The organism is Polaribacter sp. AHE13PA (assembly GCF_019278505.1).
In the GTDB taxonomy this organism is placed as follows: Bacteria; Bacteroidota; Bacteroidia; order Flavobacteriales; family Flavobacteriaceae; genus Polaribacter.
Window position 1 is genome coordinate 3,439,656 of the sequence record NZ_CP058985.1, and the last position, 21,933, is coordinate 3,461,588.

The 21,933-nt window shown below is 30.3% G+C and carries 17 protein-coding genes and 1 tRNA gene; 16 read left to right on the plus strand and 2 right to left on the minus strand.

Annotation, left to right across the window (positions count from 1 at the left end; all coding sequences use genetic code 11):
- Window positions 1-2 precede the first annotated feature (2 nt).
- The 14 genes from H0I28_RS14730 (at window position 3) to H0I28_RS14795 (ending at window position 19,589) form a co-directional block, all read left to right on the plus strand.
- Window positions 3-1,460, plus strand: coding sequence for a RagB/SusD family nutrient uptake outer membrane protein (locus H0I28_RS14730; protein WP_218759575.1), 1,458 nt, complete (start codon window positions 3-5; stop codon window positions 1,458-1,460).
- Window positions 1,461-1,472: 12 nt separating this feature from the next.
- Window positions 1,473-2,600, plus strand: a complete 1,128-nt coding sequence (locus H0I28_RS14735; RefSeq protein ID WP_218759576.1) for a TlpA disulfide reductase family protein — start codon at window positions 1,473-1,475, stop codon at window positions 2,598-2,600.
- A gap of 216 nt (window positions 2,601-2,816) precedes the next feature.
- Window positions 2,817-4,193: a TlpA disulfide reductase family protein gene (locus H0I28_RS14740; protein WP_218754956.1), complete on the plus strand. Its 1,377-nt coding sequence runs from the start codon at window positions 2,817-2,819 to the stop codon at window positions 4,191-4,193.
- A gap of 105 nt (window positions 4,194-4,298) precedes the next feature.
- Complete coding sequence (locus H0I28_RS14745; protein ID WP_218759577.1) at window positions 4,299-5,954, plus strand: trypsin-like peptidase domain-containing protein; 1,656 nt, start codon at window positions 4,299-4,301, stop codon at window positions 5,952-5,954.
- Window positions 5,955-6,083: 129 nt separating this feature from the next.
- Complete coding sequence (locus H0I28_RS14750) at window positions 6,084-8,054, plus strand: protein-disulfide reductase DsbD (RefSeq protein ID WP_218759578.1); 1,971 nt, start codon at window positions 6,084-6,086, stop codon at window positions 8,052-8,054.
- A gap of 218 nt (window positions 8,055-8,272) precedes the next feature.
- Window positions 8,273-9,352, plus strand: coding sequence for a site-specific integrase (locus tag H0I28_RS14755; RefSeq protein ID WP_218759579.1), 1,080 nt, complete (start codon window positions 8,273-8,275; stop codon window positions 9,350-9,352).
- Between the two features lie 8 nt (window positions 9,353-9,360).
- Entirely contained in the window at window positions 9,361-10,302 is a 942-nt protein-coding gene (locus H0I28_RS14760) for a hypothetical protein (RefSeq protein ID WP_218759580.1), read from the plus strand.
- A 154-nt stretch (window positions 10,303-10,456) separates the two neighbouring features.
- On the plus strand, window positions 10,457-10,738 hold the full coding sequence (locus H0I28_RS14765) for a helix-turn-helix domain-containing protein (protein WP_218759581.1): 282 nt from the start codon (window positions 10,457-10,459) through the stop codon (window positions 10,736-10,738).
- A gap of 3 nt (window positions 10,739-10,741) precedes the next feature.
- Complete coding sequence (locus H0I28_RS14770; RefSeq protein WP_218732207.1) at window positions 10,742-11,245, plus strand: hypothetical protein; 504 nt, start codon at window positions 10,742-10,744, stop codon at window positions 11,243-11,245.
- Complete coding sequence (locus H0I28_RS14775; RefSeq protein ID WP_218732208.1) at window positions 11,245-12,522, plus strand: DUF3987 domain-containing protein; 1,278 nt, start codon at window positions 11,245-11,247, stop codon at window positions 12,520-12,522. Before H0I28_RS14770 ends, H0I28_RS14775 begins: the two co-directional genes overlap by 1 nt.
- Window positions 12,523-12,633: 111 nt before the next feature.
- Complete coding sequence (locus H0I28_RS14780) at window positions 12,634-13,581, plus strand: DUF6371 domain-containing protein (protein ID WP_218732209.1); 948 nt, start codon at window positions 12,634-12,636, stop codon at window positions 13,579-13,581.
- Between the two features lie 154 nt (window positions 13,582-13,735).
- Window positions 13,736-15,286, plus strand: a complete 1,551-nt coding sequence (locus H0I28_RS14785) for a type I restriction-modification system subunit M (protein WP_218759582.1) — start codon at window positions 13,736-13,738, stop codon at window positions 15,284-15,286.
- Window positions 15,283-16,479 carry a restriction endonuclease subunit S gene (locus H0I28_RS14790; protein WP_218759583.1) on the plus strand — a complete coding sequence of 399 codons (1,197 nt, stop codon included), beginning with the start codon at window positions 15,283-15,285 and terminating at the stop codon, window positions 16,477-16,479. The genes H0I28_RS14785 and H0I28_RS14790 overlap by 4 nt, the downstream gene beginning before the upstream one ends.
- Window positions 16,480-16,481: 2 nt before the next feature.
- Window positions 16,482-19,589 (plus strand): type I restriction endonuclease subunit R, encoded by a 3,108-nt coding sequence (locus H0I28_RS14795; protein ID WP_218759584.1) that lies wholly within the window; start codon window positions 16,482-16,484, stop codon window positions 19,587-19,589.
- A gap of 13 nt (window positions 19,590-19,602) precedes the next feature.
- On the opposite strand, the gene H0I28_RS14800 is transcribed toward H0I28_RS14795, so the two are convergent.
- Complete coding sequence (locus H0I28_RS14800) at window positions 19,603-19,806, minus strand: hypothetical protein (protein WP_218732213.1); 204 nt, start codon at window positions 19,804-19,806, stop codon at window positions 19,603-19,605.
- A 281-nt stretch (window positions 19,807-20,087) separates the two neighbouring features.
- Between H0I28_RS14800 and H0I28_RS14805 the strand changes: the two genes are divergently transcribed.
- Window positions 20,088-20,666, plus strand: a complete 579-nt coding sequence (locus H0I28_RS14805; protein WP_218759585.1) for a hypothetical protein — start codon at window positions 20,088-20,090, stop codon at window positions 20,664-20,666.
- A gap of 112 nt (window positions 20,667-20,778) precedes the next feature.
- Here H0I28_RS14805 and H0I28_RS14810 read toward each other — a convergent pair.
- A tRNA-Leu gene (locus H0I28_RS14810) sits at window positions 20,779-20,860 on the minus strand.
- Window positions 20,861-20,986: 126 nt separating this feature from the next.
- Here H0I28_RS14810 and H0I28_RS14815 point away from each other — a divergent pair.
- Complete coding sequence (locus H0I28_RS14815; RefSeq protein WP_218759586.1) at window positions 20,987-21,928, plus strand: ribose-phosphate pyrophosphokinase; 942 nt, start codon at window positions 20,987-20,989, stop codon at window positions 21,926-21,928.
- Window positions 21,929-21,933 lie beyond the last annotated feature (5 nt).

Here is a 21,933-nt window from a genome sequence, read left to right on the forward strand (position 1 = left end):
AAATGATGAAATATATTAATAAAATAGTATTAGGGTTCCTAATTATTTTGAATTTTAATTCTTGTGATAGTTTTCTAGATGTAGAACCACAAGGAGAATATATACCTACAACATATGAAGATTATGCGTTTTTATTGAATAATCAGTCTCTTATAAATCAATTTGAGATTGGTTATGTTAATTTATTTACAGATGATTTAGAAAAATCTTCAGATGAAGATATTACAGATGAGGTTGGTTTTGATGGTAGTCCAGTGCATGCAGTAAATTATTATTTTTTTAATCCTGGGCCTACTTATGAAATAGATCAAAATGATATTTATTTTACATCAGCTTATTCTCAAATTTATACGTATGATTTTATAGCAAATAATATATTGGAGGCTACAGATGGATCTGAAGAAGAAAAATTAGCTCTTAGGGCAGAAGCTTTATTTGGTAGAGCATATAATTTTTTTAAATTAGTAAATCTTTATGCAAAAGCGTATGATCCTACTACAGCTAGTACAGATTATGGTGTACCTTTAATTTTAGAAGATAATATTTATGCTGAGTATGGTAGAAACTCTGTAGAAGAGGTTCATAATCAAATAATTAATGATTTATTAGAAGCTATTCCTTATCTTAGTGTAACAGCCTCTAGTAATTTTCATCCAACCAAAGCTTGTGGTTATTTTCTGTTAGCTAAACTATACTTATTTAGAGGGGAATTTGATAATGCACTTAATTATGCAAACTTAGCTATAGAAAATAAAGGAACTTTTGAATTACAAGATTTAAAAAATTATGTAGCTATTCCTGGAGGATGGGGAGCAAGGATTTTTAGTCTTGTAACATTTCGAGCAATGGAAGATATGGTAGATGTTTCAGAGAATATGTATCTAAAAAACTCATTTGATAATTTTCATGGTTCTGTTTTAGCATCAGAAGAATTAGTAGCTATTTTTGATAAAGATTTGCCAAGTACTTCACAAGATATGCGTAGAGAGTTGTATTTTGAAGATGATTATGCAGATTTTAATACTCAGTATAGAATTCATTTCCCTGGAAGAACAATTTTTGGAGCTTTTGTAAATAGAAATGCAGGAATTTTGTTGCCCGATTTGTATCTTGTTTTAGCAGAAACTGAAGCCAGAGTTGGTAATAAAGATAAGGCAATGGAGTATATAAATTACCTTAGAGATTTTAGAATTAAAAATAATGTACCATTAACAGCGTCTACAAATGAAGAAGCCTTAATAAAAGTTTTTGAAGAAAGAAGAAGAGAACTTTGTTTTGTTTCTGATTTTAGATTTCAAGATTTGAAGAGACTTAATAAAGAAGGTGCTTTCGCTAAAACAGTAACTCATACTTTTGGAGGTGTAGAGTACACATTACCTCCAAACGATCCAAGGTATATTTTACCAATTTCCAACGATGTTATTCAGTTTAATCCAGATTTACCCGTATACGATAGATAACCAAACTAACTTATGAAAAATATACTTATATTTTTATTACCATTATTATTATTATTTTCTTGCAATCAAAAACCAACTTATACTATTAACGGGGTTTTTAAAGAAGGTATAGGAAAAAAAATAGTATTGTCAGAGCTTTCTAATTTAAGAATCCTCAGAATAATAGATTCAGTTAATGTAGATGCGAATGGTAAATTTACTTTTACAGGAGATTCTTTTGGTGAAATTAAAGAAGCACGATTATCTATTGTAGGTACCCGATTTAGAGAAGACTTTATTATTGAAGATACTGTTATTAATGTAAATATTCAAGAAAAAGTTATTACAGAAAAATACACAAAATATCTTTTTGATCTAGATCGAGGAAAAGAAGATGCTATTTATGCCAAGCTAAAATCAAACTATAAAAAACGAAGAACTGTATGGGGAGGAGCAACTAATAGAGTAGTTAAAGCAAATGCAGCAGGAGAGTTTAGTAATGAAAATTTAGTAAAAACTCGTGCAAAATTAGATACAGATTTTATTGATGAAACTTTAAATATTTTAAGTAATTATCCAGACAGTTATGGTACTTATTTTTATATAAAAAATTATATGCTAAGGTTTGATTCATTACCTTTTGTTGAAAAAGCATTTAACAATTTGTCAGAACGTATCAAGAATTCAAGTGAAGCTACTGTATTTAAATCAGAAGTTGAAGAAATTAAAAGATCATATGTAGGAGGTACTCCTCATGATTTTTCAATACCATCTTTAGATGGAGGAGAGGTTAGTTTGTACCAATATAGAGGTAAAGTACTATTGATAGATTGTTGGGCTACTTGGTGTGGTCCTTGTATAAAGGCAATGCCACATATTGGTGAGGTGTATAAAAAATTTCATCCAAAAGGGCTCGAAGTTCTAGGGATTTCTTATGATAGAGACGAAAATAAATGGCGTAATTTTTTAAAGAAAAATGAATATGTTGTTTGGGATCAGGCTTCATCATTAAAGGAATGGAGTTGTCCTTCAGCAAAAGTATTTGCAGTAAATACAATACCAGCAACTATTTTAATTGATAAAAATGGAGTGATTGTAGCGAGAGATCTTAAAGGTGAAGAGCTTGAAGCAAAAATCAAAGAAATACTTCTGGTAGAGTAATTTATACTATCGAAAAATGTAATTATAATATTCTTTAATCATTGTATCATAATAATTTTTGGTACACTGTTAATGATATTAAAAAAAATAAAGAATATACTTTTTACAAAAACTTATTTTAATAAGTTTTTGTTTAGTGAAATAAAAGAAATAGATGAACTCATCTACGTATTTCAAAGTGTCTAATACATTAAGAAAAAAACAGAATAATAAAAAATGAAGAATACAATATTAAGTTTAAGCTTGCTTTTAGGTTTAGTTGCATGTTCAAAAAAAGTCCCTGTGGATTATGCAATACTAACAGGTGAAATTGAAAATCTTGATGCTCAAGAAATAACATTAATAAAACTAGATCAATCTTTTAAAAAGAAAATTCCTGTAGTAAATGGGGTTTTCTCAGATACCATTAACGCTAATCCAGGACTCTACTCTCTTAGCGTTGGTAAAAATAATGGAACATTGTATTTAAACAACGGAAGTCGTCTAAATCTTATAGCCGATGCTAAAGATTTTAATAATTCTCTTAAGATTTCTGGTGAAGATATAGAGACCACTAATTATTTGCTTTATAAGAAAAAAACGATTTCAGAGCGAAAAGGAAAAGGTCTGCATGTTTATACGTTGGAAGAGCCTGATTTTAAAAATAAATTTAAAGAAATACACCAAACCTTAAATACTAAATTAGATACCGCCCAAGGCATTTCTTCAGAATTTAAAACTCTAGAAAAGCGCAACCTTAATTACGAATATTTAAATGAATTACAACGTTATGCTGGTGGTTATCACAGACAATGGGCTAATAAAAAAAGCTACAAACCTTCTGAATTTTTTTTAGCCGAATCAGAAGATATGGATTTGGATAATGGAGTTGATTTTCAATTTTCTAGTGCCTATAAAGAGATGGTAAACCGTCATTACACTAAGCAAGTAAATGCTTTGCGTAGAAAGGATACAGTAGAATATGGATTATTAGGTGTAACGGTATATTCATCTATTCCAAACCAAGTTATTAAAAACGAACTTATTTTTAAAAAGGCAGAATACGATTTATATCAAACCAAAGATTTTGAAAAATTCTATGAACTTTTTATAAATGCATCAACAAATGAAGAAAACAATGCCAAAATTACCAAAATTTATAATGAATTTAAAAAATTAGATAAAGGACAACCATCTCCTAAATTCACAAATTACGAAAAGCATTCAGGAGGCACTTTGTCTTTAGGTGATCTTAAAGGAAAATACGTTTACATAGATGTTTGGGCAACCTGGTGTATACCTTGTATAAAAGAAATACCAGACTTAAAACGAATAGAAAAAGCATATCATGGTAAAAATATAAGCTTTTTGAGTATTTCTGTAGATAAATCTAAAGACCATGATAAGTGGAAAAAAATGGTGGTAGATAAAGACCTTGGTGGTATTCAAGTGATTGCAGATAATAACTTTAAATCAGAATTCATATCAGATTATATTATTAAATCTATTCCGCGTTTTATTTTGATAGATCCAAATGGTGTAATTGTTTCACAAAATGCGCCAAAACCATCAGATCCTGAATTAATGAATTTACTTAATGAATTAGATATTTAAAATAATTTACGACACTATATTAGAGTTTAGCTTTTTAAGAATAGTGTTTGTTTTGTAATAAAAAGCCATTATGGATAGTATTAATATAATAGGGTAATCAATAAAATGAAGCATAGAACAAATATTTTTGTCATTATAAAAACTAGTATTCTTTTCATTTTTCTTTTTTTAAGTCAAATAAATCTAAATGCACAGAAAAAGAATGAAAAACTAGATGAATTAGAGAGTCAAATTCAGAAAACATATAAAAAAGTATTAAAAAGCACAGTTTCTATAAATAATAATGCAACAGGTGTTTTAATTTCTGAGGATGGATATATCTTAACAGCAGCACACGTTGTTTTAGGTGTAAGAAAAGAACAGAGTAGTATTACTATGAGTGATGGCTCTACATATAATGCGATCCATTTAGGTAAAGATGTAAAGGGAGATTATGCACTTATGAAAATAGTAGAGAAAGGAACGTGGGAATATTTAGGGTTAGGGTCATCTTCAGATTTAGGAAATGATGAAGCATGTTTAATGTTTGGACATTCTAAGGGATATAGATCCGATAGACCAGCTTTAATGCGAATAGGTTTTTATAAAGGAACGAAAGCATTGGGATACCTAAAAACAAGTTGTATTATGATGCCTGGCGATTCAGGTGGGCCTTTGGTAGATTTAAATGGTAAAGTAATAGGTGTTTGTAGTCATATTGATCGCTCAATAGAAAAAAATTTTTATGCCCCTATTGATCCTGTAAAAGAAAATTGGACAAAGTTAATTAACGGAGAAACGTTTAATGAAAGAGCGCCTAAAGACCCTCAATTCCCTAAAGATAATGAAACGATCTCTGCGTCTAAGATAAGTAGCCCATTTTCTTTAAATGGAGGTAAAACAGCTGTAATTAATAGTATTTCCAAATCAGCAAAAAACCTACATAAATCAGTTGTAAAGATAAAAAGTCTTGTAGATAACACCGAGATAGAAACGTACGGAACTATTATAAATTCCGAAGGTTATATCGTAGCGAAAGCATCTGAGTTATTAAGTAAAGAAAATTTAAGCTGTGAGCAGTATAATGGTGTAATTAGTGCAGCAACCGTGGTTGGTATAGATATTTCTAATGATCTGGCAGTGATTAAAATATCTTCAAAAAATTTAATAGCTATTAATATTCCTAAAAAAGTAGATACTAGTGTGGGGAAATTAATAGGGTCAGCAAGTTTTAAGAAAGATATCAAGTATTCAGGAGTTATTAGTGCCTCAGTAAGACAGGTGTTACCAGCGATTGCTTCTCAAGGGTTTTTGGGAGCGTCAGTAACATTTTCAAATAAAATTTTAGTGCTTTATGATAATGGAGCAGCAAAGTTAGCAGGGTTAAAAAGAGGGGATATCATTATTAAATTGGATGGCACAAAGATAGAAAGTAGTAGCGATCGTATTTCATTTTTAGCAACAACTCAAGTAAATCAAAAAGTAAAGGTAACTTTTTTAAGAGAAGGAGAAGAAAAGGAAGTCGAAGTTACTTTGTTAAAGGAGAACGAAAAAAGAATACGAAATAGACATATTGGTTATGATCTTGATACAAGCGATCGAAAGTATGATTTTACTCAAGTATTTACTCACGATATGCCTATAGAGATTTATGAAACAGGAACACCTGTAGTAGATGTAAATGGAGATGTTATCGGGATAAATATAGCTAAAGAAAATAGAACGAGTTCTTTTGCAATTCCTTTAAATGTTGTTTTAAAAACAGTAAAAGATATAAAATAATAAAAATACATTCTAATATTTTAATTTCCTTTCATAACACTTTATTTTTATAAATTATTTGAATTAGTTTAAGAGTGTAATAGGAAAAAAGGCTATTTAATTATAGCCTTTTTTAAACAAATAATAAAAATGAAACATAGATTACTTTTTTTTACATGTCTTTTAACTTGGTGTTTTAATGCACAAGTTCTAGATCCCATAAAATGGACAACGTCAGTAGAGAAAATATCCGATACAGAATACAATTTAATAGCAACCGCAAATATCGATGCTGGCTGGCATTTATATTCTCAAACAGTACCAGAAGGCGGCCCAATTGCGACAACCTTTACCTACGATAATTCAGAAGAGACTTTCACTTTAAACGACAATACAGTTGAGGAAGAAGGTCATACCATTCAGGATCCTGTGTTTGAAATGGAGATTAAGTTTTTTGAAAGACAAGCGAAATTTATTCAAAATGTAACCGTTTCAAAAGAAACAGCAACAATCTCTGGATTTGTGGAATTTATGGTGTGCGACGATACCCGTTGTTTACCACCAACAGAAATTGATTTAGAGTTTCAACTTAGTGAAAAAACAAATTTATCTACCAAGACTAAAAGCGATATAACTCCAACAACAGCTATCGATAAAAGGACTAATTCCACAGATGATTCATCATCTAATAAAGGACTTTGGTCTATCTTTTTTATTGCGTTTTTATCTGGATTTGCAGCCTTATTAACACCTTGTGTTTTTCCAATGATTCCCATGACGGTTAGTTTCTTTACTAAACAAAGTAAAAACAAAGCTTCAGGAATTAAAAATGCTATTATTTATGGTATTTGCATTATCGTTATTTATTTACTGTTAGGTGTTGCCGTAACAGGAATATTTGGAGCCGATGCACTTAACGCACTGGCGACCAATGTATGGTTTAATATCATTTTCTTTATTCTTTTAGTTGTTTTTGCAGTGTCTTTTTTAGGAGCTTTTGAAATTATGCTACCAAATTCATGGGCTAATAAAGTAGATTCACAAGCAGATCGCGGTGGATTAGTTGGGATATTCTTTATGGCATTAGCTTTGGCCATTGTCTCTTTCTCATGTACAGGTCCTATAGTTGGAACTTTATTAGTGGAAGCGGCATCTAAAGGAGGCTTAGCGCCAATAATTGGAATGTTCGGGTTTTCATTAGCTATTGCTTTACCATTTGCGTTGTTTGCAGCCTTCCCTGGATGGTTAAATTCCTTACCAAAATCTGGAGGATGGTTAAACACTGTAAAAGTAGTTTTAGGATTTTTAGAATTGGCTTTAGCATTTAAATTTTTAAGTCAAGCCGATTTAGTATTACAACTTCACATTTTAGAAAGAGAAGTGTTTATCGCGATTTGGATTGCCATTTTTGGAACTTTAGCTTTCTATTTATTTGGTAAAATTAAATTACCTCACGATTCGCCTTTGTCGCATATTTCAGTAGGGCGATTAAGCTTAGGACTTATTGTTTTAACTTTTACCATTTACATGATTCCAGGACTTTGGGGTGCGCCATTAAATATTATTAGTGCCTTCCCTCCACCACAAGATTATAGCGAATCGCCTTATGGTGTTGGTTTTTCTAAATTAGGATCAGGAGGCAAAGCATCGGCTCACGGCGAATTGCCTGAAGGCGCACACTTGTTAGCACCACATGATATTATGGCGTTCAATGATTACGACACCGGATTAGCTTATGCTAAAAAGGTTGGTAAACCCGTTATGTTAGATTTTACAGGTTGGGCTTGTGTGAATTGTAGAAAAATGGAACAAAACATTTGGCCAGATCCGAGTGTGTTAAACATCTTAAAAGAAGATGTGGTTTTAATTTCTTTATATGTTGATGATAAACGAAAACTTGAAGATGATGAGATTGTAGATTCTCAACTGAAACCAGGAAAAAAGTTAAAGTACATCGGCCAAAAGTGGAGCGAAATGCAAACCATAAAGTACAAGTCCAACTCGCAACCTTTTTATGTAATTATTGACCATAACGAAGAGAAATTAGTAGACCCTGTGGGTTATGTTCCAGATGTAGAAGATTATCATACATGGTTAGAAGAAGGGATTAATAATTTTTAAAATAAAATTAAAAGAAGTAATTTATATAGAAAATAAAAAAAACCTCAACTTATAAAAGTTGAGGTTTTTTTGTACTCAAGGTGGGAACATTTAATGCAAACATCGGAAACAATAAGAAAATAAATACTTTAAAATCAGTTATTTATATATATTATCTTTCTTTTCATTTCTTTTTTTAGCATATTTGCGTTACTAAAACGTTACTGATAATTTTAGAGATGAGTGTAAAACTAAGAGAAAGGAAATTAGCAAAAGGAGCTATCAAGTATTATTTAGATATTATTTACAATGGAGAAAGAACTTATGAGTTTCTTGATGTGAAAATATACCCTACGGATAGCAAAAGTGTAAAGGCAGAAAAAAAGAATATCGCAAATTTAATTCGTTCAAATAGGGAATTAGATATTATAACTGAGGACACCAATTATATTCCAAAACATTTAAAAAACATTAATTTTCACGAGTTTGCAGAATCTTTTATTGAAGATTATAAAAAGAAAGATTTGCGAATGATAAATGCTACTTACAAGAAGTTTAAAGAATTTGTAGAGAATGATAAATTAAAATTGTCAGAAGTAGGTCCTTTTATTATGAATGGCTTCAAAGATTACCTAAACGAAGAAGCAGGTTTAAAAGGAGAATCTCCACACAATTATTTTACTCGTTTTAAAAAAATATTAAAGGATGCAGAATTGAAAGGTTTGATAAAAAAGAATCCAACAGATGGTATTCGTTTTAAAAGAAGTGGTACTTCTGATGAATTAAAAAAACAAGTTTTAACTTCTGAGGAATTGCAAATATTAGCAAAAACAAAATGTGGTAATGAGGAATTAAAGAAGGCTTTCTTTTTTGCTTGTTATACTGGTTTGGGCTATGCAGAAATTAAAAAGCTAAAATGGAAAAATATCAAAAAAGACAGATTAGAAACCAGAAGAGAAAAAACAAATAAAAAGATAGAATTAAAACTTAAAGAAAGTATTATTAGTATTTTAGGTGAGCCTAAAAAGAAAGAAGATTTCGTCTTTGATTTCACGTCAAAAAACGGCAAAACTATTTCTGATAATGGCGTTAATAAATGTTTAAAAAATTGGGTTGCACGAGCTAAAATTGATAAACACATTACGTTTTATTGTGCTAGACACACGATGGCTACCCAATTATTAAGTTATGGTGCTAATTTAAAAACGGTAGCAGATGCATTAGGGCATTCTGATACACGTAATACAATTAAGTATTTAAATTATATAGATAGTTTAAAAGATGATGCAGTAGATAATTTACCTGATATTGATTTTTAAAAACAACTATGGAAAAAGATTATATAAGTATTTATACAAAGGCTTATCAAGAGGGGGAAATTCATCACGAAAAGTATATCAAAAAGAAAGTTTTGGAGTATCATGATTATTTATATTTTCATGATAATAATAATTTATTAATAAATGAACTAGAAATAAAGTTAAGTGACAATATTATTTTTGAAGATACATTAAGAGAGGTAACTAAAATGTTTCTAGGGACTAGGTTTGGGAAAGGACATGAGTTAAGAATAATAACGATTAAACTACTTCCAGAGTTTTTGAAAATAGATAAGGGGGATTTAAAAGTTAGTTTTGAAGTTTATTTAAAGGAGTTAGCTAGATTTAAAGCAGAAGAGGAAATTCAACGATTGTTTTGTAATAATAAGGATTCTTATAGATTAATGTTTGAATTAAAAGATTTTAGTGAGTTTAGCATAAAAGGTTGTGATGGTGTTAGTGGATCTGTGCTTTATGAAAAATTAAGAAGAAGGCATTACGGTATTTCTGATAATGAAGATTTGAAAAGTAATAATTATGAACAAGAGTTAAACTTACTTAATGAAAACGGAGATGTCAAGAGGTTTAGTTTATCAAAAAAGCATAAAGAAATTTTCTTTGATAAGAATTTCTACAATCACTTAACAAGTTACTATGTAAGTCAAGAATATACAAAATTTGAAGATTTGAAAAATGTTTTTTTTAAAGATTTTAATTCTAATAAATCATTTATTGTATTTGATTGTGAAGATGTAGAAGCACTTTATTTTCTTTATTATTTAGCTAAGAAATTAAAAAAGAATGTAACTCAAAAAAATATAGCTAACTCAAAAAAATTTAGAGATTACTCTTTAGAGCCTTATTCTCAAACTAGAATATCTAACAGTCAAAAAAGAATTGATTCTGATAAGAAATTAGAAATTCAAAACTTTATTGACCAGTATTTATAACTATAAGTGTTAATTTCTGTTAAATTATCGCATATATGCACTTGTATGTGGTAAATCGTCTGTATTTAATTTTAAAAATATCTCTCCTTTACTTTTGTCGTGTACAAACAGAAAAAGCGCTTTTTCATTTTTATAATTTATTTAATTAAAAAAAATGAAATCAATAAAAACGATTTTAAATGAGATTTTAGAAAGTCTTCAACAGAACAAACAGGTTTTTACCTTCAAAGAAGGTTGTAACTATTGTGGAATTGCCGAAAGTACTATGTATAAACATACGGCTGCTAATAGAGTGCCATTTTACAAGCCAGGAGGTAAACTTATCTTTTTTAAAAGAGAAGATTTAGATGCGTTTATTTTACGTTATCGTGAATCTACTCAAGAAGAGTTAGAGGAAAAAGCAGCAGTTTATAGTCTTAATCGTAAAAAATTTTAAAGTATGAAAAGTCAGATATTAACTGTTAGAGTTTCAGAAGCTTTAAAAGACGATTTAGATTATTTAAGTGAAATAAAAGGAGAGTCAATCTCAGACTTATCCAGAAAAGCCATAGAAAATTATGTTAAAACTTCTTTAGGGGAAGATGATACGAGTGTTGTAATTGAGTCAGAAAAAGAAACAAGTTTTAACTTGATTGAAGGAGTTTTGCAGGTTTATAATAAAGATCTGCTCTTAAATGAAGTTGAAATTACTGATTTATATTACAAGTTTAAAGCAACGTTTAATGATGTGAAGCATGATGATTTATCAAAATCAATATTGTATAATGAGTTAAAATCTACTAAAACAAAACTTCAAACTCTTATTACTTTATTTTGGTGGTATCTTGATGATGTTTTTACATTAGATGAAGAGTTAGATTATGTTAGATTTAGTGACTTTCTGCAGAGATTAGATACATCTTTAAATGAGCCTAGAGAGTTCGTTTTAAAAATTCCTGAATAATGTTTAATTCAGAGTTAGAGATTCAAGAGAATTTAAACAAGCTGACAAAAACAAACAAAGATATTCTTAGAGATAATCTAGAGGTAATAATTTCAAAATTACCTCTAAGTTTATCTTCTTTAATAGAAAACGGATTTAAGTATAAAAGAATACCAAAAGAGTATTTATTAAGTTCTGTTTTGTTTGCATTTTCAGCCGCTACAGGAAGAACGTTTTATATTGACACTTTAGGATATAAGAACTATGCAAACCTTTATTTTGTAATAATAGGAAGTCGAGGTGATGTAAAAAGTGAAGCAATTAAAACTGCTACTGCTCCAATTAAAAAGACAGATGATAAAGATTATGAATCGTATTTATATGAGAATAAAGATCTTGGTAAAGAAGATAAAGTAATTAAAAGAAGGCAAACATTAATTCAAAATGCTACTATAGAAGCAGCACAGAAAATCCATTTTGAGAACCCTAATTCTATTGGTTTATGCTTAGATGAAATTTATGGTTTGGTGCAAAAAATGGCTAACTCAAATAGTAGAGATGGTGTAGAATGGCGAAATTTCTTTTTAGAAGGGTATACAAACGATTATATTGATGTATCTCGAAAAACAACGGTAAGTTTTAGAATTCCTGAAAGTTATCCTACTCTTATTGGTGGGTTACAGTATCAATTTGTTAAAGAGTTATTTGCAAACGGAAATTTAGAGAGTGGTTTTATAGATAGACTTCTATTTACTACTAAGTTGACTGAAAACAAAAAACTTAGAAAGGAAGGAATTCCGTATGATTGTATAGAGCGATATAGTCAGTCTATTAAAAATTTATTGGACTATAAAAAGCAAAGTGAAAACCCAGAAGAATTAAGAAAACAATTTAAAATTTCATTTACAAAAGAAGCTGAATTGAGGTTGTTTAATTACGTACAAAAGCTTATTGAAGATAAAGATGTTGCTAAACCAATGATCAAAGAGTATTTGTCAAAAATGCAAATTTCTATTCATAAGTTTTGTTTGTTGTCTTTTATGATGTTAAATGCTTCTGAGAGTACTTTTAATTCAGAACTAACAGTAGAATCAGTAGAGTTGGCGATTGCTTTAAATGACTTTTATTTTTTAAATTTTCAAGTTATTATTGAAGATGCTATCAAAGACGTACAAAAGAAAATTTCTATTGAGGATGTTGTTGCTATGGGGAAAAAGAACGGGGCTAGTCAAAAAGCAGTTACTGAAGTTGCTGGGGTTCATAAAAGTACTATTTCAAGATTATGGAAGAATGTCTAACGCAACATGCAACTAGCAACTTTCGGTATATTAGGTTTAAGTCATTGTGGTTAATGTGTTTAAGTTAGATTTTTAAAGAGTTGTGAGTTGCAGGTTGCAAACTAAAATAATATGTATCATAAAATAGAACAGCATTTAATATTAAATAAAAAAAGAAATAAAAACTTGGTTACACCTTGTTGTCATAAAAGTAATAAAAATTTAAAGTTTGTAACTTTTATAAACTATCCAGAAATATTTGGATACTGTCATTCTTGTGGAAAAGCGACTTTACCACCAATAATTTACAAGGATGATTTTGGTAATGAGTATTATTGGAATGTCATACATAAGAAGTTTGAATCTGTATTACAATTGTATGACAAATCTGTATTACAAAACATAAAAAGTACTAAAAAATGTAATACAATTTGTCATACAACTATTAAATATGTTGATTTTCAGGAAGTTGAGAAAAGTATAAGGTTGTTTCCAGAAAACAATTTATTAACACATTTGCGTTCTATGTATTGTAATACAAAAGTAGAAGCTATTAAAAAAATGTATTACATAGGAACTTCTAAAAAAGGTGGTACTGTTTTTTGGAACATTAATAAAGATGGTAAAGTTCAAAAGTCTAAAATTTTCTACCATCAAAAAAATGGTAAAAGAAAAGAGTATTTCAGTGTGCCTTATCAAAATAAAGATGGGTATTTTGATTGTCTTTTTGGAGAACACCTTTTGTTTAAAAATAATAAACCAATTATTTTAGTGGAAGGAGAGAAAACTGCAGTTGTTTGTGCCTTACATTTTCCTAATTTTAATTGGTTGTCATACGGAGGAATAAATGGTATGACAAATGATAAAATGAAAGTATTGTCTGGTGAAAATATTTTAATTGTTCCCGATTTAAGTGAAAAAGCAGTAGGTATTGCAAGTAAAAGAGCAGAAGAATTAAAAGGATTAAATATTTCTGCAAAAATTTGGGATATGAGAAATGGTTTAACAGATGAGGAGTTAAGAATTAAGGGTTTTTATAATTGTGATTTGGAGGATTTCTTTAGAGATAAATCGTTGTAATGTTTTTTAAGAAAACACCTTTTAAATAATAAAACAAGAGTGAATCCTTATTATAAAATCAAATTATTATTCTATTTTTAACAATTAGAATAAAATTGCTAATAAAACTTAAATCAAGTTCCAAACATAGGAGCAAAATATCATAAAACAATAAATGACAAGCAACAACCAAAGAGCCGAATTACAAAATCAAATATGGAAAATAGCCAACGATGTGCGTGGTTCTGTAGATGGATGGGATTTTAAACATTTTGTATTAGGTACACTTTTCTACCGTTTCATTAGTGAAAATTTCAGTAATTACATTGAAGCTGGTGATGATAGTATAAATTATGCAGAACTACCAGATTCGGTTATAACTCCTGAAATAAAAGAAGATGCTATTAAAACAAAAGGATATTTCATCTATCCTAGTCAGTTATTTATAAATATTGCTAGAGGCGCTAACGATAACGAAAACCTAAACACAGATTTAGCCGCTATATTTTCAGCTATAGAAAGTTCTGCAAATGGCTATCCATCAGAACAAGATATAAAAGGTTTATTTGCAGATTTTGATACCACAAGCAACCGATTAGGAAACACCGTTGAAAATAAAAACAGCCGATTAGCGGCAGTTCTAAAAGGTGTAGAAGGTTTAAAACTAGAAGGTGAATTTGAAGATAGTGAAATCGATTTATTTGGTGATGCTTACGAGTTTCTAATCTCTAATTATGCTGCCAATGCAGGAAAGTCTGGTGGTGAGTTTTTTACACCGCAAACGGTATCTAAGTTAATTGCACAACTGGCAATGCACAAGCAAGAAAAAGTAAATAAAATTTATGATCCTGCAGCAGGTTCTGGTTCGTTACTTTTACAAGCTAAAAAACACTTTGATAACCATATTATAGAAGAAGGTTTTTACGGGCAAGAAATAAACCATACCACCTACAACTTAGCACGTATGAATATGTTTTTACACAACATAAACTACGATAAGTTTCATATAGTTTTAGGGAATACACTAGAAAACCCACAATTAGGCGACGATAAACCTTTTGATGCCATTGTGTCCAATCCACCATATTCTATAAAATGGAAAGGTAGTGACGACCCAACGCTTATTAACGACGACCGTTTTGCACCTGCAGGCGTATTAGCACCAAAATCTAAAGCAGATTTTGCCTTTGTATTACACGCATTAAGCTACTTGTCTAGTAAAGGTAGAGCGGCTTTGGTATGTTTTCCTGGTATTTTTTACCGTGGTGGTGCAGAGCAAAAAATTAGAAAGTATTTAGTAGATAACAATTTTGTAGAAACTGTAATTTCTCTAGCGCCTAATCTGTTTTTTGGCACTTCTATAGCTGTAAACATCTTAGTGCTGTCTAAAAGTAAAATAGATACCAAAACACAGTTTATAGATGCTACGGGTAAAGATTTCTTTAAAAAAGAAACCAATAACAATGTGCTTAAAAATGAACATATCGAACAGGTGATGCAACTATTCGATAGCAAAGAAGATGTTGACTACATAGCAAAATCAATAGACAATTCATTTATTGCAACAAAAGATTATAACCTTTCGGTAAGTTCTTATGTGGAAGCTGAAGATACGCGTGAAAAAATAGAGATAACAGAGTTAAACAAAGAAGTAGCTATCACAGTAAAAAAAATAGACCAACTACGTGCCGATATTGATAACATTGTAAACGAAATTGAGGGATGAGCGAGTTAGATAAATTATTGGAAGGGGTTGATGTGGTTTGGAAATCAATATGGGAAGTTACAACTTGGGATAAAAAATTTAATGCGGTTGATAATTATAAACAACCGAAGGTAATTAAATACCCTAATTTGCTAGCTTCAAAACTTTTTAAGTTAGAACAAAAAAATGGAGATGTTTTTCTTTTGGCAACAGGTGAACGTGAGGGTTGGACTAATGAAGAGTTAGCTTCTGAGTATTTGTCTAATGGGGAGATTATTGCAATTCCGTGGGGTAAATCACGCCCTCTTAAAGATGTTATTAAGTATTATAAAGGTAAGTTTGTAACTGCAGATAATCGTATTGCTACCTCTAACGATACTGATATTTTGTTAAATAAGTTTTTGTACTACTGGATGCTAGGACAATGTTCAGTGATTGATCGTTTTTATCGTGGTTCAGGAATTAAACACCCTAGTATGGCAAGTGTATTAGAGATGAGAATACCTATTCCGCCTCTAAAAATCCAAAAAGAAATAGTTCGTATTTTAGATACCTTTACCGAACTTACTACCGAACTTACTACCGAACTTACTGCACGTAAAAAACAGTACAGCTATTACCGTGAGCAATTACTAACTTTTGAGGATAGTGAAGTCGAATGGAAAATACTTAAAGATATTCTTGTTCGTACAAAAGGAACAAAAATCACCGCAAGTAAAATGAAAGAAATTCACAAAGATGGTTCACCATTGAAAATTTTTGCAGGTGGTAAAACTGTCGCTTTTGTAGATTTCGATGACATTCCTAGTAAAGATATAAACCGAGAACCTTCAATTATTGTAAAATCTCGTGGAGTTATAGAGTTTGAGTATTATGACAAGCCTTTTTCTCATAAAAATGAAATGTGGTCTTATCATTCTGACAATGAAAATATTAACATCAAATTTGTTTATTATTTTTTAAAAATTCACGAACCTTATTTTCGAAATGTTGCGAGTAGAATGCAAATGCCACAGATTTCAACTCCAGTTACGGATAAATTTTCTATACCAATCCCCCCAATAGAAGAACAAGAACGCATAGTAACTATCTTAGATAAATTTGATATTCTTACCACGTCTATAAGCGAAGGGTTACCAAAAGAAATAGAATTACGTAAAAAACAATACGAGTATTACCGTGAAATGTTGTTAACGTTTCCAAAACCAGAATAATAATGAGCACCTACAAAACCATAGCAGAATCCAATAATTTTATTGTCTTAGACAAGTACACTAAGTTTTCAGAACTAAATGAAGCACCTGCAAGTTACCAAACAGAGGCAGATTTAGAAAAAGAACTCGTAAAAGATTTAATCAATCAAGGTTATGAGTATGTGCAACACTTAACCACACCAACCGCTATGTTGGCTAATGTGCGTGTACAATTGCAAAATCTGAATGCTATGCAGTTTACAGATAAAGAATGGGAGCGTTTTGTAATAGAATATTTAGATAAACCAAGTGATAATCTAGTAGATAAAACAAGAAAATTACACGATAATTATATTCATGATTTTGTATTTGATGATGGACATATTCAAAACATCTATTTAGTAGATAAAAAGAATGTGGTTCGTAATAAATTACAGGTTATTTCTCAGTTCGAGCAAACAGGCACACAAGCCAATCGGTATGATGTTACTATTTTAGTAAACGGTTTGCCTTTAGTGCAAATAGAGCTTAAAAAACGTGGTGTTGCTATTCGTGAAGCTTTTAATCAAGTACACCGCTATACTAAAGAGAGTTTTAATACGTCAAACTCATTGTTTAAATTCTTGCAAATATTTGTAATATCTAACGGTACAGACAGCCGTTATTTTGCCAACACCGTAGAACGAAATAAAAATAGTTTTGATTTTACGATGAATTGGGCAAAGGCAGATAATTCATTAATTAAAGATTTAAAAGACTTTACAACCACTTTTTTTGATAAACGCACACTCTTAAACGTATTGCTTACCTATTCGGTGTTTGATGTAAGTGATGTATTGTTGGTAATGCGTCCATATCAAATTGCAGCAACAGAACGAATTTTATGGAAAATACAAAGTTCTTTTAATGCAAAAAACTGGGCAACAACAGAAAGTGGTGGTTTTATTTGGCATACCACAGGTTCTGGAAAAACACTAACCAGTTTTAAGGCAGCACGTTTAGCAACCAAACTAGATTTTGTAGATAAAGTGTTTTTTGTGGTAGATAGAAAAGATTTAGATTTTCAAACCATGAAAGAATACCAACGCTTTTCGCCAGATAGTGTAAACGGTTCAGATAGTACAGCAGGATTAAAAAGAAACATAGATAAAACCGATAATAAGATTATTGTTACCACCATTCAGAAATTGAATAATTTAATGAAAGGTGAAAATGATTTAGCGATTTATAAAAAACAAGTCGTCTTTATTTTTGATGAAGCACACCGCTCGCAATTTGGTGAAGCACAAAAAAACTTAAAAAAGAAATTCAAAAAATTCTATCAGTTTGGTTTTACAGGAACACCTATTTTTCCTGAAAATGCTTTAGGTTCAGAAACTACCCAAAGTGTATTTGGTACAGAACTACATTCTTATGTTATTACAGATGCTATTAGAGATGAAAAAGTACTAAAGTTTAAAGTAGATTATAATAATGTGCGCCCTAAATTTAAAGGGGTTGAAACAGAGCAAGACTTAAAAAAATTAACAGGAGCAGAAAATAAAAAAGCCTTATTACACCCTGTGCGTATTACGGAGATTTCGCAATACGTTTTAAAACATTTCAGACAAAAAACACATCGTACAAAAGGAACTAATAACGGTTTTAACGCCATGTTTGCAGTAAGTAGTGTAGATGCCGCAAAATGTTATTATGAAGAGTTAAACAAGCTTCAAAAAGATAGCGATAAGCCTTTAAAGATAGCAACCATTTTTTCTTTTGCAGCAAATGAAGCACAAGGTGCCATTGGAGAAATACAAGATGAAACCTTTGAGCCTACAGCAATGGATACCAGTGCTAAAGAGTTTTTAACAGCAGCTATTAACGATTACAATGCAATGTTTAAAATGAATTATGGTATTGATAGCAAAGGCTTTCAAGACTATTACCGTGATCTTGCAAAAAAAGTTAAAAATAAAGAAGTCGATTTATTAATTGTAGTAGGGATGTTCTTAACAGGTTTTGATGCACCTACTTTAAATACCTTATTTGTAGATAAAAATCTACGTTATCACGGTTTAATGCAAGCGTTTTCACGTACCAACCGTATTTATGATGCTACTAAAACGTTTGGAAATATTGTAACTTTTAGAGATTTAGAACAAGCAACAATTGATGCTATCACACTTTTTGGTGATAGCAACACAAGAGATGTGGTACTAGAAAAAAGCTATAAAGAATACTTAGAAGGCTTTACAGATATTGCCACAGGAAAAGCACGTCGTGGTTATGTTGAAGTGATAGAAGAATTAAATGAAAAATTCCCTAATCCAGATGAAATTGTAACAGAAAAGGATAAAAAAGAATTTTCTAAACTGTTTGGAGAATATTTACGAGTAGAAAATATACTTCAAAATTACGACGAATTTACAAACCTGAAAGCTTTTCAATCTGTAGACATGAACGACCCTATAGCTGTCGAAACGTTTAAAGACACGCACTTTGTTTCAGATGAAGATATTTCTGTAATGAAAGAAATAGAATTACCTGCAGAAAGAACTGTTCAAGATTACCGCTCCACATATAATGATATTCGTGATTGGTTACGACGAGAAAAACAAGGAAACGAAGCAGAAGAATCTGGTATCGATTGGGATGATGTGGTTTTTGAAATAGATTTATTAAAATCTCAAGAGATTAACTTAGATTATATTCTGGAATTAATTTTTGATCACAGTAAGCAAACGAAGAATAAAGAAGAATTAGTAGAAGAAATTAGACGTGTAATTCGTGCAAGCATAGGCAACAGAGCAAAAGAAAGTTTAGTTGTAGATTTTATCAATGATACTAACTTGGATGATATTTCAGATAAAGCAACTATTATAGATGCTTTCTTTGGATACGCACAAGAAAAACAAAAAACCGAAGCATCATCCCTGATTGCAGATGAGAACCTTAATGAGGATGCAGCGATACGCTACTTAATGTCATCATTGAAACGTGAGTATGCCAGTGAAAACGGTACAGAGTTAAATTCAATTTTACCTAAAATGAGTCCTTTAAACCCTCAGTACTTAACTAAAAAGCAAAGTGTTTTTCAAAAGATTGCTGCGTTCGTAGAGAAGTTTAAAGGTGTTGGAGGTCATGTTTAAATTCATTAGAAATTTAGATTGTGAGTTTCTTTTTAGCAATAAGTTTTTTCATATAGTATTCTTTTGAATATTTTTTTATAGGTTTTGATAAAGGTTTTTTTAATTCAATATCCATTTGAGATTTATTCAAATCGTTTATTAATAAATCATTTAGTCTTATAAATTCTTTAATGGGTAATTCTTTCGCTATTTTGTAAATATCTTCTGCTATTAACATGAGTTTTTGTTTATAATTCCTAAGTTTAAATTAAAATATCTATATAAGTTAGAGTCTATAAAAAATATCTTTTTGTTTTTTTATTGCTATATAAATAAGCGTTAATTTTTAAAAAAAATATTGTGTCAAAAATATTACACCCCTTAATTATAAAAACCAAAAATGAATTAAATAAGTTAGATTCAGAAAACGTAAAAACTTGGGGGGAAAGACATAGTTATAAGGGAAGGAATTTATGAATATCTGTAGAGCCTAAATTAAGAAACAGAGCGTTTAATTTTATGAATGAACTTTTGAGTCTTTTAGAAAAGAATAATCATTCTATCAAGATTGATTGTAATAGGTCTCAAATAGAAATGTATGGTCAGTTAACTGAATTTAATTTAAGGCAAAAATTTTACAGAAAAAGAGTAAAAGAAGAAGGGTATAGTTTTTCTCATAATGTATTTGTCAAAAGTGAAGACTTAGAATTTCAAGTTGGATATTCTTATAGAAAAGGTTGGATTGATAAAAAGACTAAAAAAATTGAAGATGATATTCAGTCAATATTTGAACACATAGAAAAGAAAAGTAAATATTACTATGAAATTGATGAAAGTAATAAAATAGCAGAAAGGAAAAGAGAACAAGAAAAATTGTTAGAGCAGGAGAGAGAAAGGTTGGTTGAAGTTGAAGATAAAAAAGTTGAACTTCTTCTTCAAAATGCATCAAATTATAAAAAAGCAAATGAAATTCGTTTTTATATTAAAGCTCTTGAAAAAAAGTATAGTCTTAGCGAGTACAAAGAACAAAGTGACTTAGATTACATCAAGTGGGCAACTAAAAAAGCAAATGAATTAGACCCTTTAGTTGAAAATTAAAAAAATGTTTTTTCTTTCCTTTTTTAACCTTTGTAAGATTGTTTGTGTTACTATTGCGTTACTCTTAAAAAGATAAAACCCTGTAAATCAAGTGATTAACAGGGTTTTTTTGTACTCAAGGTGGGAATCGAACCCACACTCCCGAAAGAACTGGATTTTGAATCCAGCGCGTCTACCAATTCCGCCACTTGAGCAAGTATTAATAAGATTGCAAATGTATAAAATTATTTTATTTTAAAGTCTATAAATAAATTTCAAAGTCAATAAATAAATTCTACTTTTGTACACTTACAACAACACAACAAAAAAAAAACAACTAAATGCCTACAAATCAGTTAGCCCCAAAACTTTTTGCCTGCAGACAAAGCACAGTTTTGGCAGAGAAAATTGCAAAAGAATACAATACAACCTTAGGAAAAGTTAAAACAACTTACTTTAGTGACGGAGAATTTCAGCCAGCATTTGAAGAATCTGTTCGTGGAAGACGTGTTTTTATTATTGGTTCTACATTTCCGAATGCAGATAATTTAATGGAAATGTTGTTAATGTGTGATGCAGCAAAAAGAGCATCAGCAAGACACATTACAGCAGTTATGCCGTATTTTGGTTGGGCTAGACAAGATAGAAAAGATCAACCTAGAGTTGCTATTGGAGCAAAATTAGTTGCAAAGCTTTTAGAATCTGCTGGAGCAACTAGAATTATGACGATGGATTTACATGCAGACCAAATTCAAGGGTTTTTCGAAAAACCAGTAGACCACTTGTTTGCTTCTACTATTTTTATGCCTTACATTAATAGCTTAAAATTAGACAATTTAACAATTGCATCTCCAGATATGGGAGGTTCTAAAAGAGCATATGCATATTCTAAGCACATGCAATGTGATGTTGTTATTTGTTATAAACAACGTATTAAAGCCAATCAAATTGGTCATATGGAGTTAATTGGAGACGTTAAAGGTAGAAATGTAATCTTAGTAGATGACATGATTGATACTGGGGGCACGTTAGCACATGCAGCAAATTTAATGATGGAAAGAGGCGCATTAAGTGTAAGAGCAATTTGTACACATCCAATCCTTTCTGGTGACGCTTATGATAAAATAGAAAACTCAGGATTAACAGAATTGATTGTTTCAGACACTATTCCGTTAAAAAAGGAGACATCTAAAATAAAAGTGGTATCTTGCGCGCCATTATTTGCGGATGTTATGCATAAAGTGCAAGACAATACTTCAATTAGTGGACAATTTTTAATGTAAATAAA

Excerpts from the sequence above, each read along its gene's own strand:
- H0I28_RS14730 (WP_218759575.1), top strand. The coding sequence starts at position 3 with ATGATGAAATATATTAATAAAATAGTATTAGGGTTCCTAATTATTTTG.
- H0I28_RS14740 (WP_218754956.1), top strand. The coding sequence starts at position 2,817 with ATGAAGAATACAATATTAAGTTTAAGCTTGCTTTTAGGTTTAGTTGCA.
- H0I28_RS14790 (WP_218759583.1), top strand. The coding sequence starts at position 15,283 with ATGAGCGAGTTAGATAAATTATTGGAAGGGGTTGATGTGGTTTGGAAA.
- H0I28_RS14760 (WP_218759580.1), top strand. The coding sequence starts at position 9,361 with ATGGAAAAAGATTATATAAGTATTTATACAAAGGCTTATCAAGAGGGG.
- H0I28_RS14815 (WP_218759586.1), top strand. The coding sequence starts at position 20,987 with ATGCCTACAAATCAGTTAGCCCCAAAACTTTTTGCCTGCAGACAAAGC.
- H0I28_RS14755 (WP_218759579.1), top strand. The coding sequence starts at position 8,273 with ATGAGTGTAAAACTAAGAGAAAGGAAATTAGCAAAAGGAGCTATCAAG.
- H0I28_RS14735 (WP_218759576.1), top strand. The coding sequence starts at position 1,473 with ATGAAAAATATACTTATATTTTTATTACCATTATTATTATTATTTTCT.
- H0I28_RS14765 (WP_218759581.1), top strand. The coding sequence starts at position 10,457 with ATGAAATCAATAAAAACGATTTTAAATGAGATTTTAGAAAGTCTTCAA.
- H0I28_RS14800 (WP_218732213.1), bottom strand. The coding sequence starts at position 19,806 with ATGTTAATAGCAGAAGATATTTACAAAATAGCGAAAGAATTACCCATT.
- H0I28_RS14745 (WP_218759577.1), top strand. The coding sequence starts at position 4,299 with ATGAAGCATAGAACAAATATTTTTGTCATTATAAAAACTAGTATTCTT.
- H0I28_RS14750 (WP_218759578.1), top strand. The coding sequence starts at position 6,084 with ATGAAACATAGATTACTTTTTTTTACATGTCTTTTAACTTGGTGTTTT.
- H0I28_RS14805 (WP_218759585.1), top strand. The coding sequence starts at position 20,088 with ATGAATGAACTTTTGAGTCTTTTAGAAAAGAATAATCATTCTATCAAG.
- H0I28_RS14770 (WP_218732207.1), top strand. The coding sequence starts at position 10,742 with ATGAAAAGTCAGATATTAACTGTTAGAGTTTCAGAAGCTTTAAAAGAC.
- H0I28_RS14785 (WP_218759582.1), top strand. The coding sequence starts at position 13,736 with ATGACAAGCAACAACCAAAGAGCCGAATTACAAAATCAAATATGGAAA.
- H0I28_RS14775 (WP_218732208.1), top strand. The coding sequence starts at position 11,245 with ATGTTTAATTCAGAGTTAGAGATTCAAGAGAATTTAAACAAGCTGACA.
- H0I28_RS14795 (WP_218759584.1), top strand. The coding sequence starts at position 16,482 with ATGAGCACCTACAAAACCATAGCAGAATCCAATAATTTTATTGTCTTA.
- H0I28_RS14780 (WP_218732209.1), top strand. The coding sequence starts at position 12,634 with ATGTATCATAAAATAGAACAGCATTTAATATTAAATAAAAAAAGAAAT.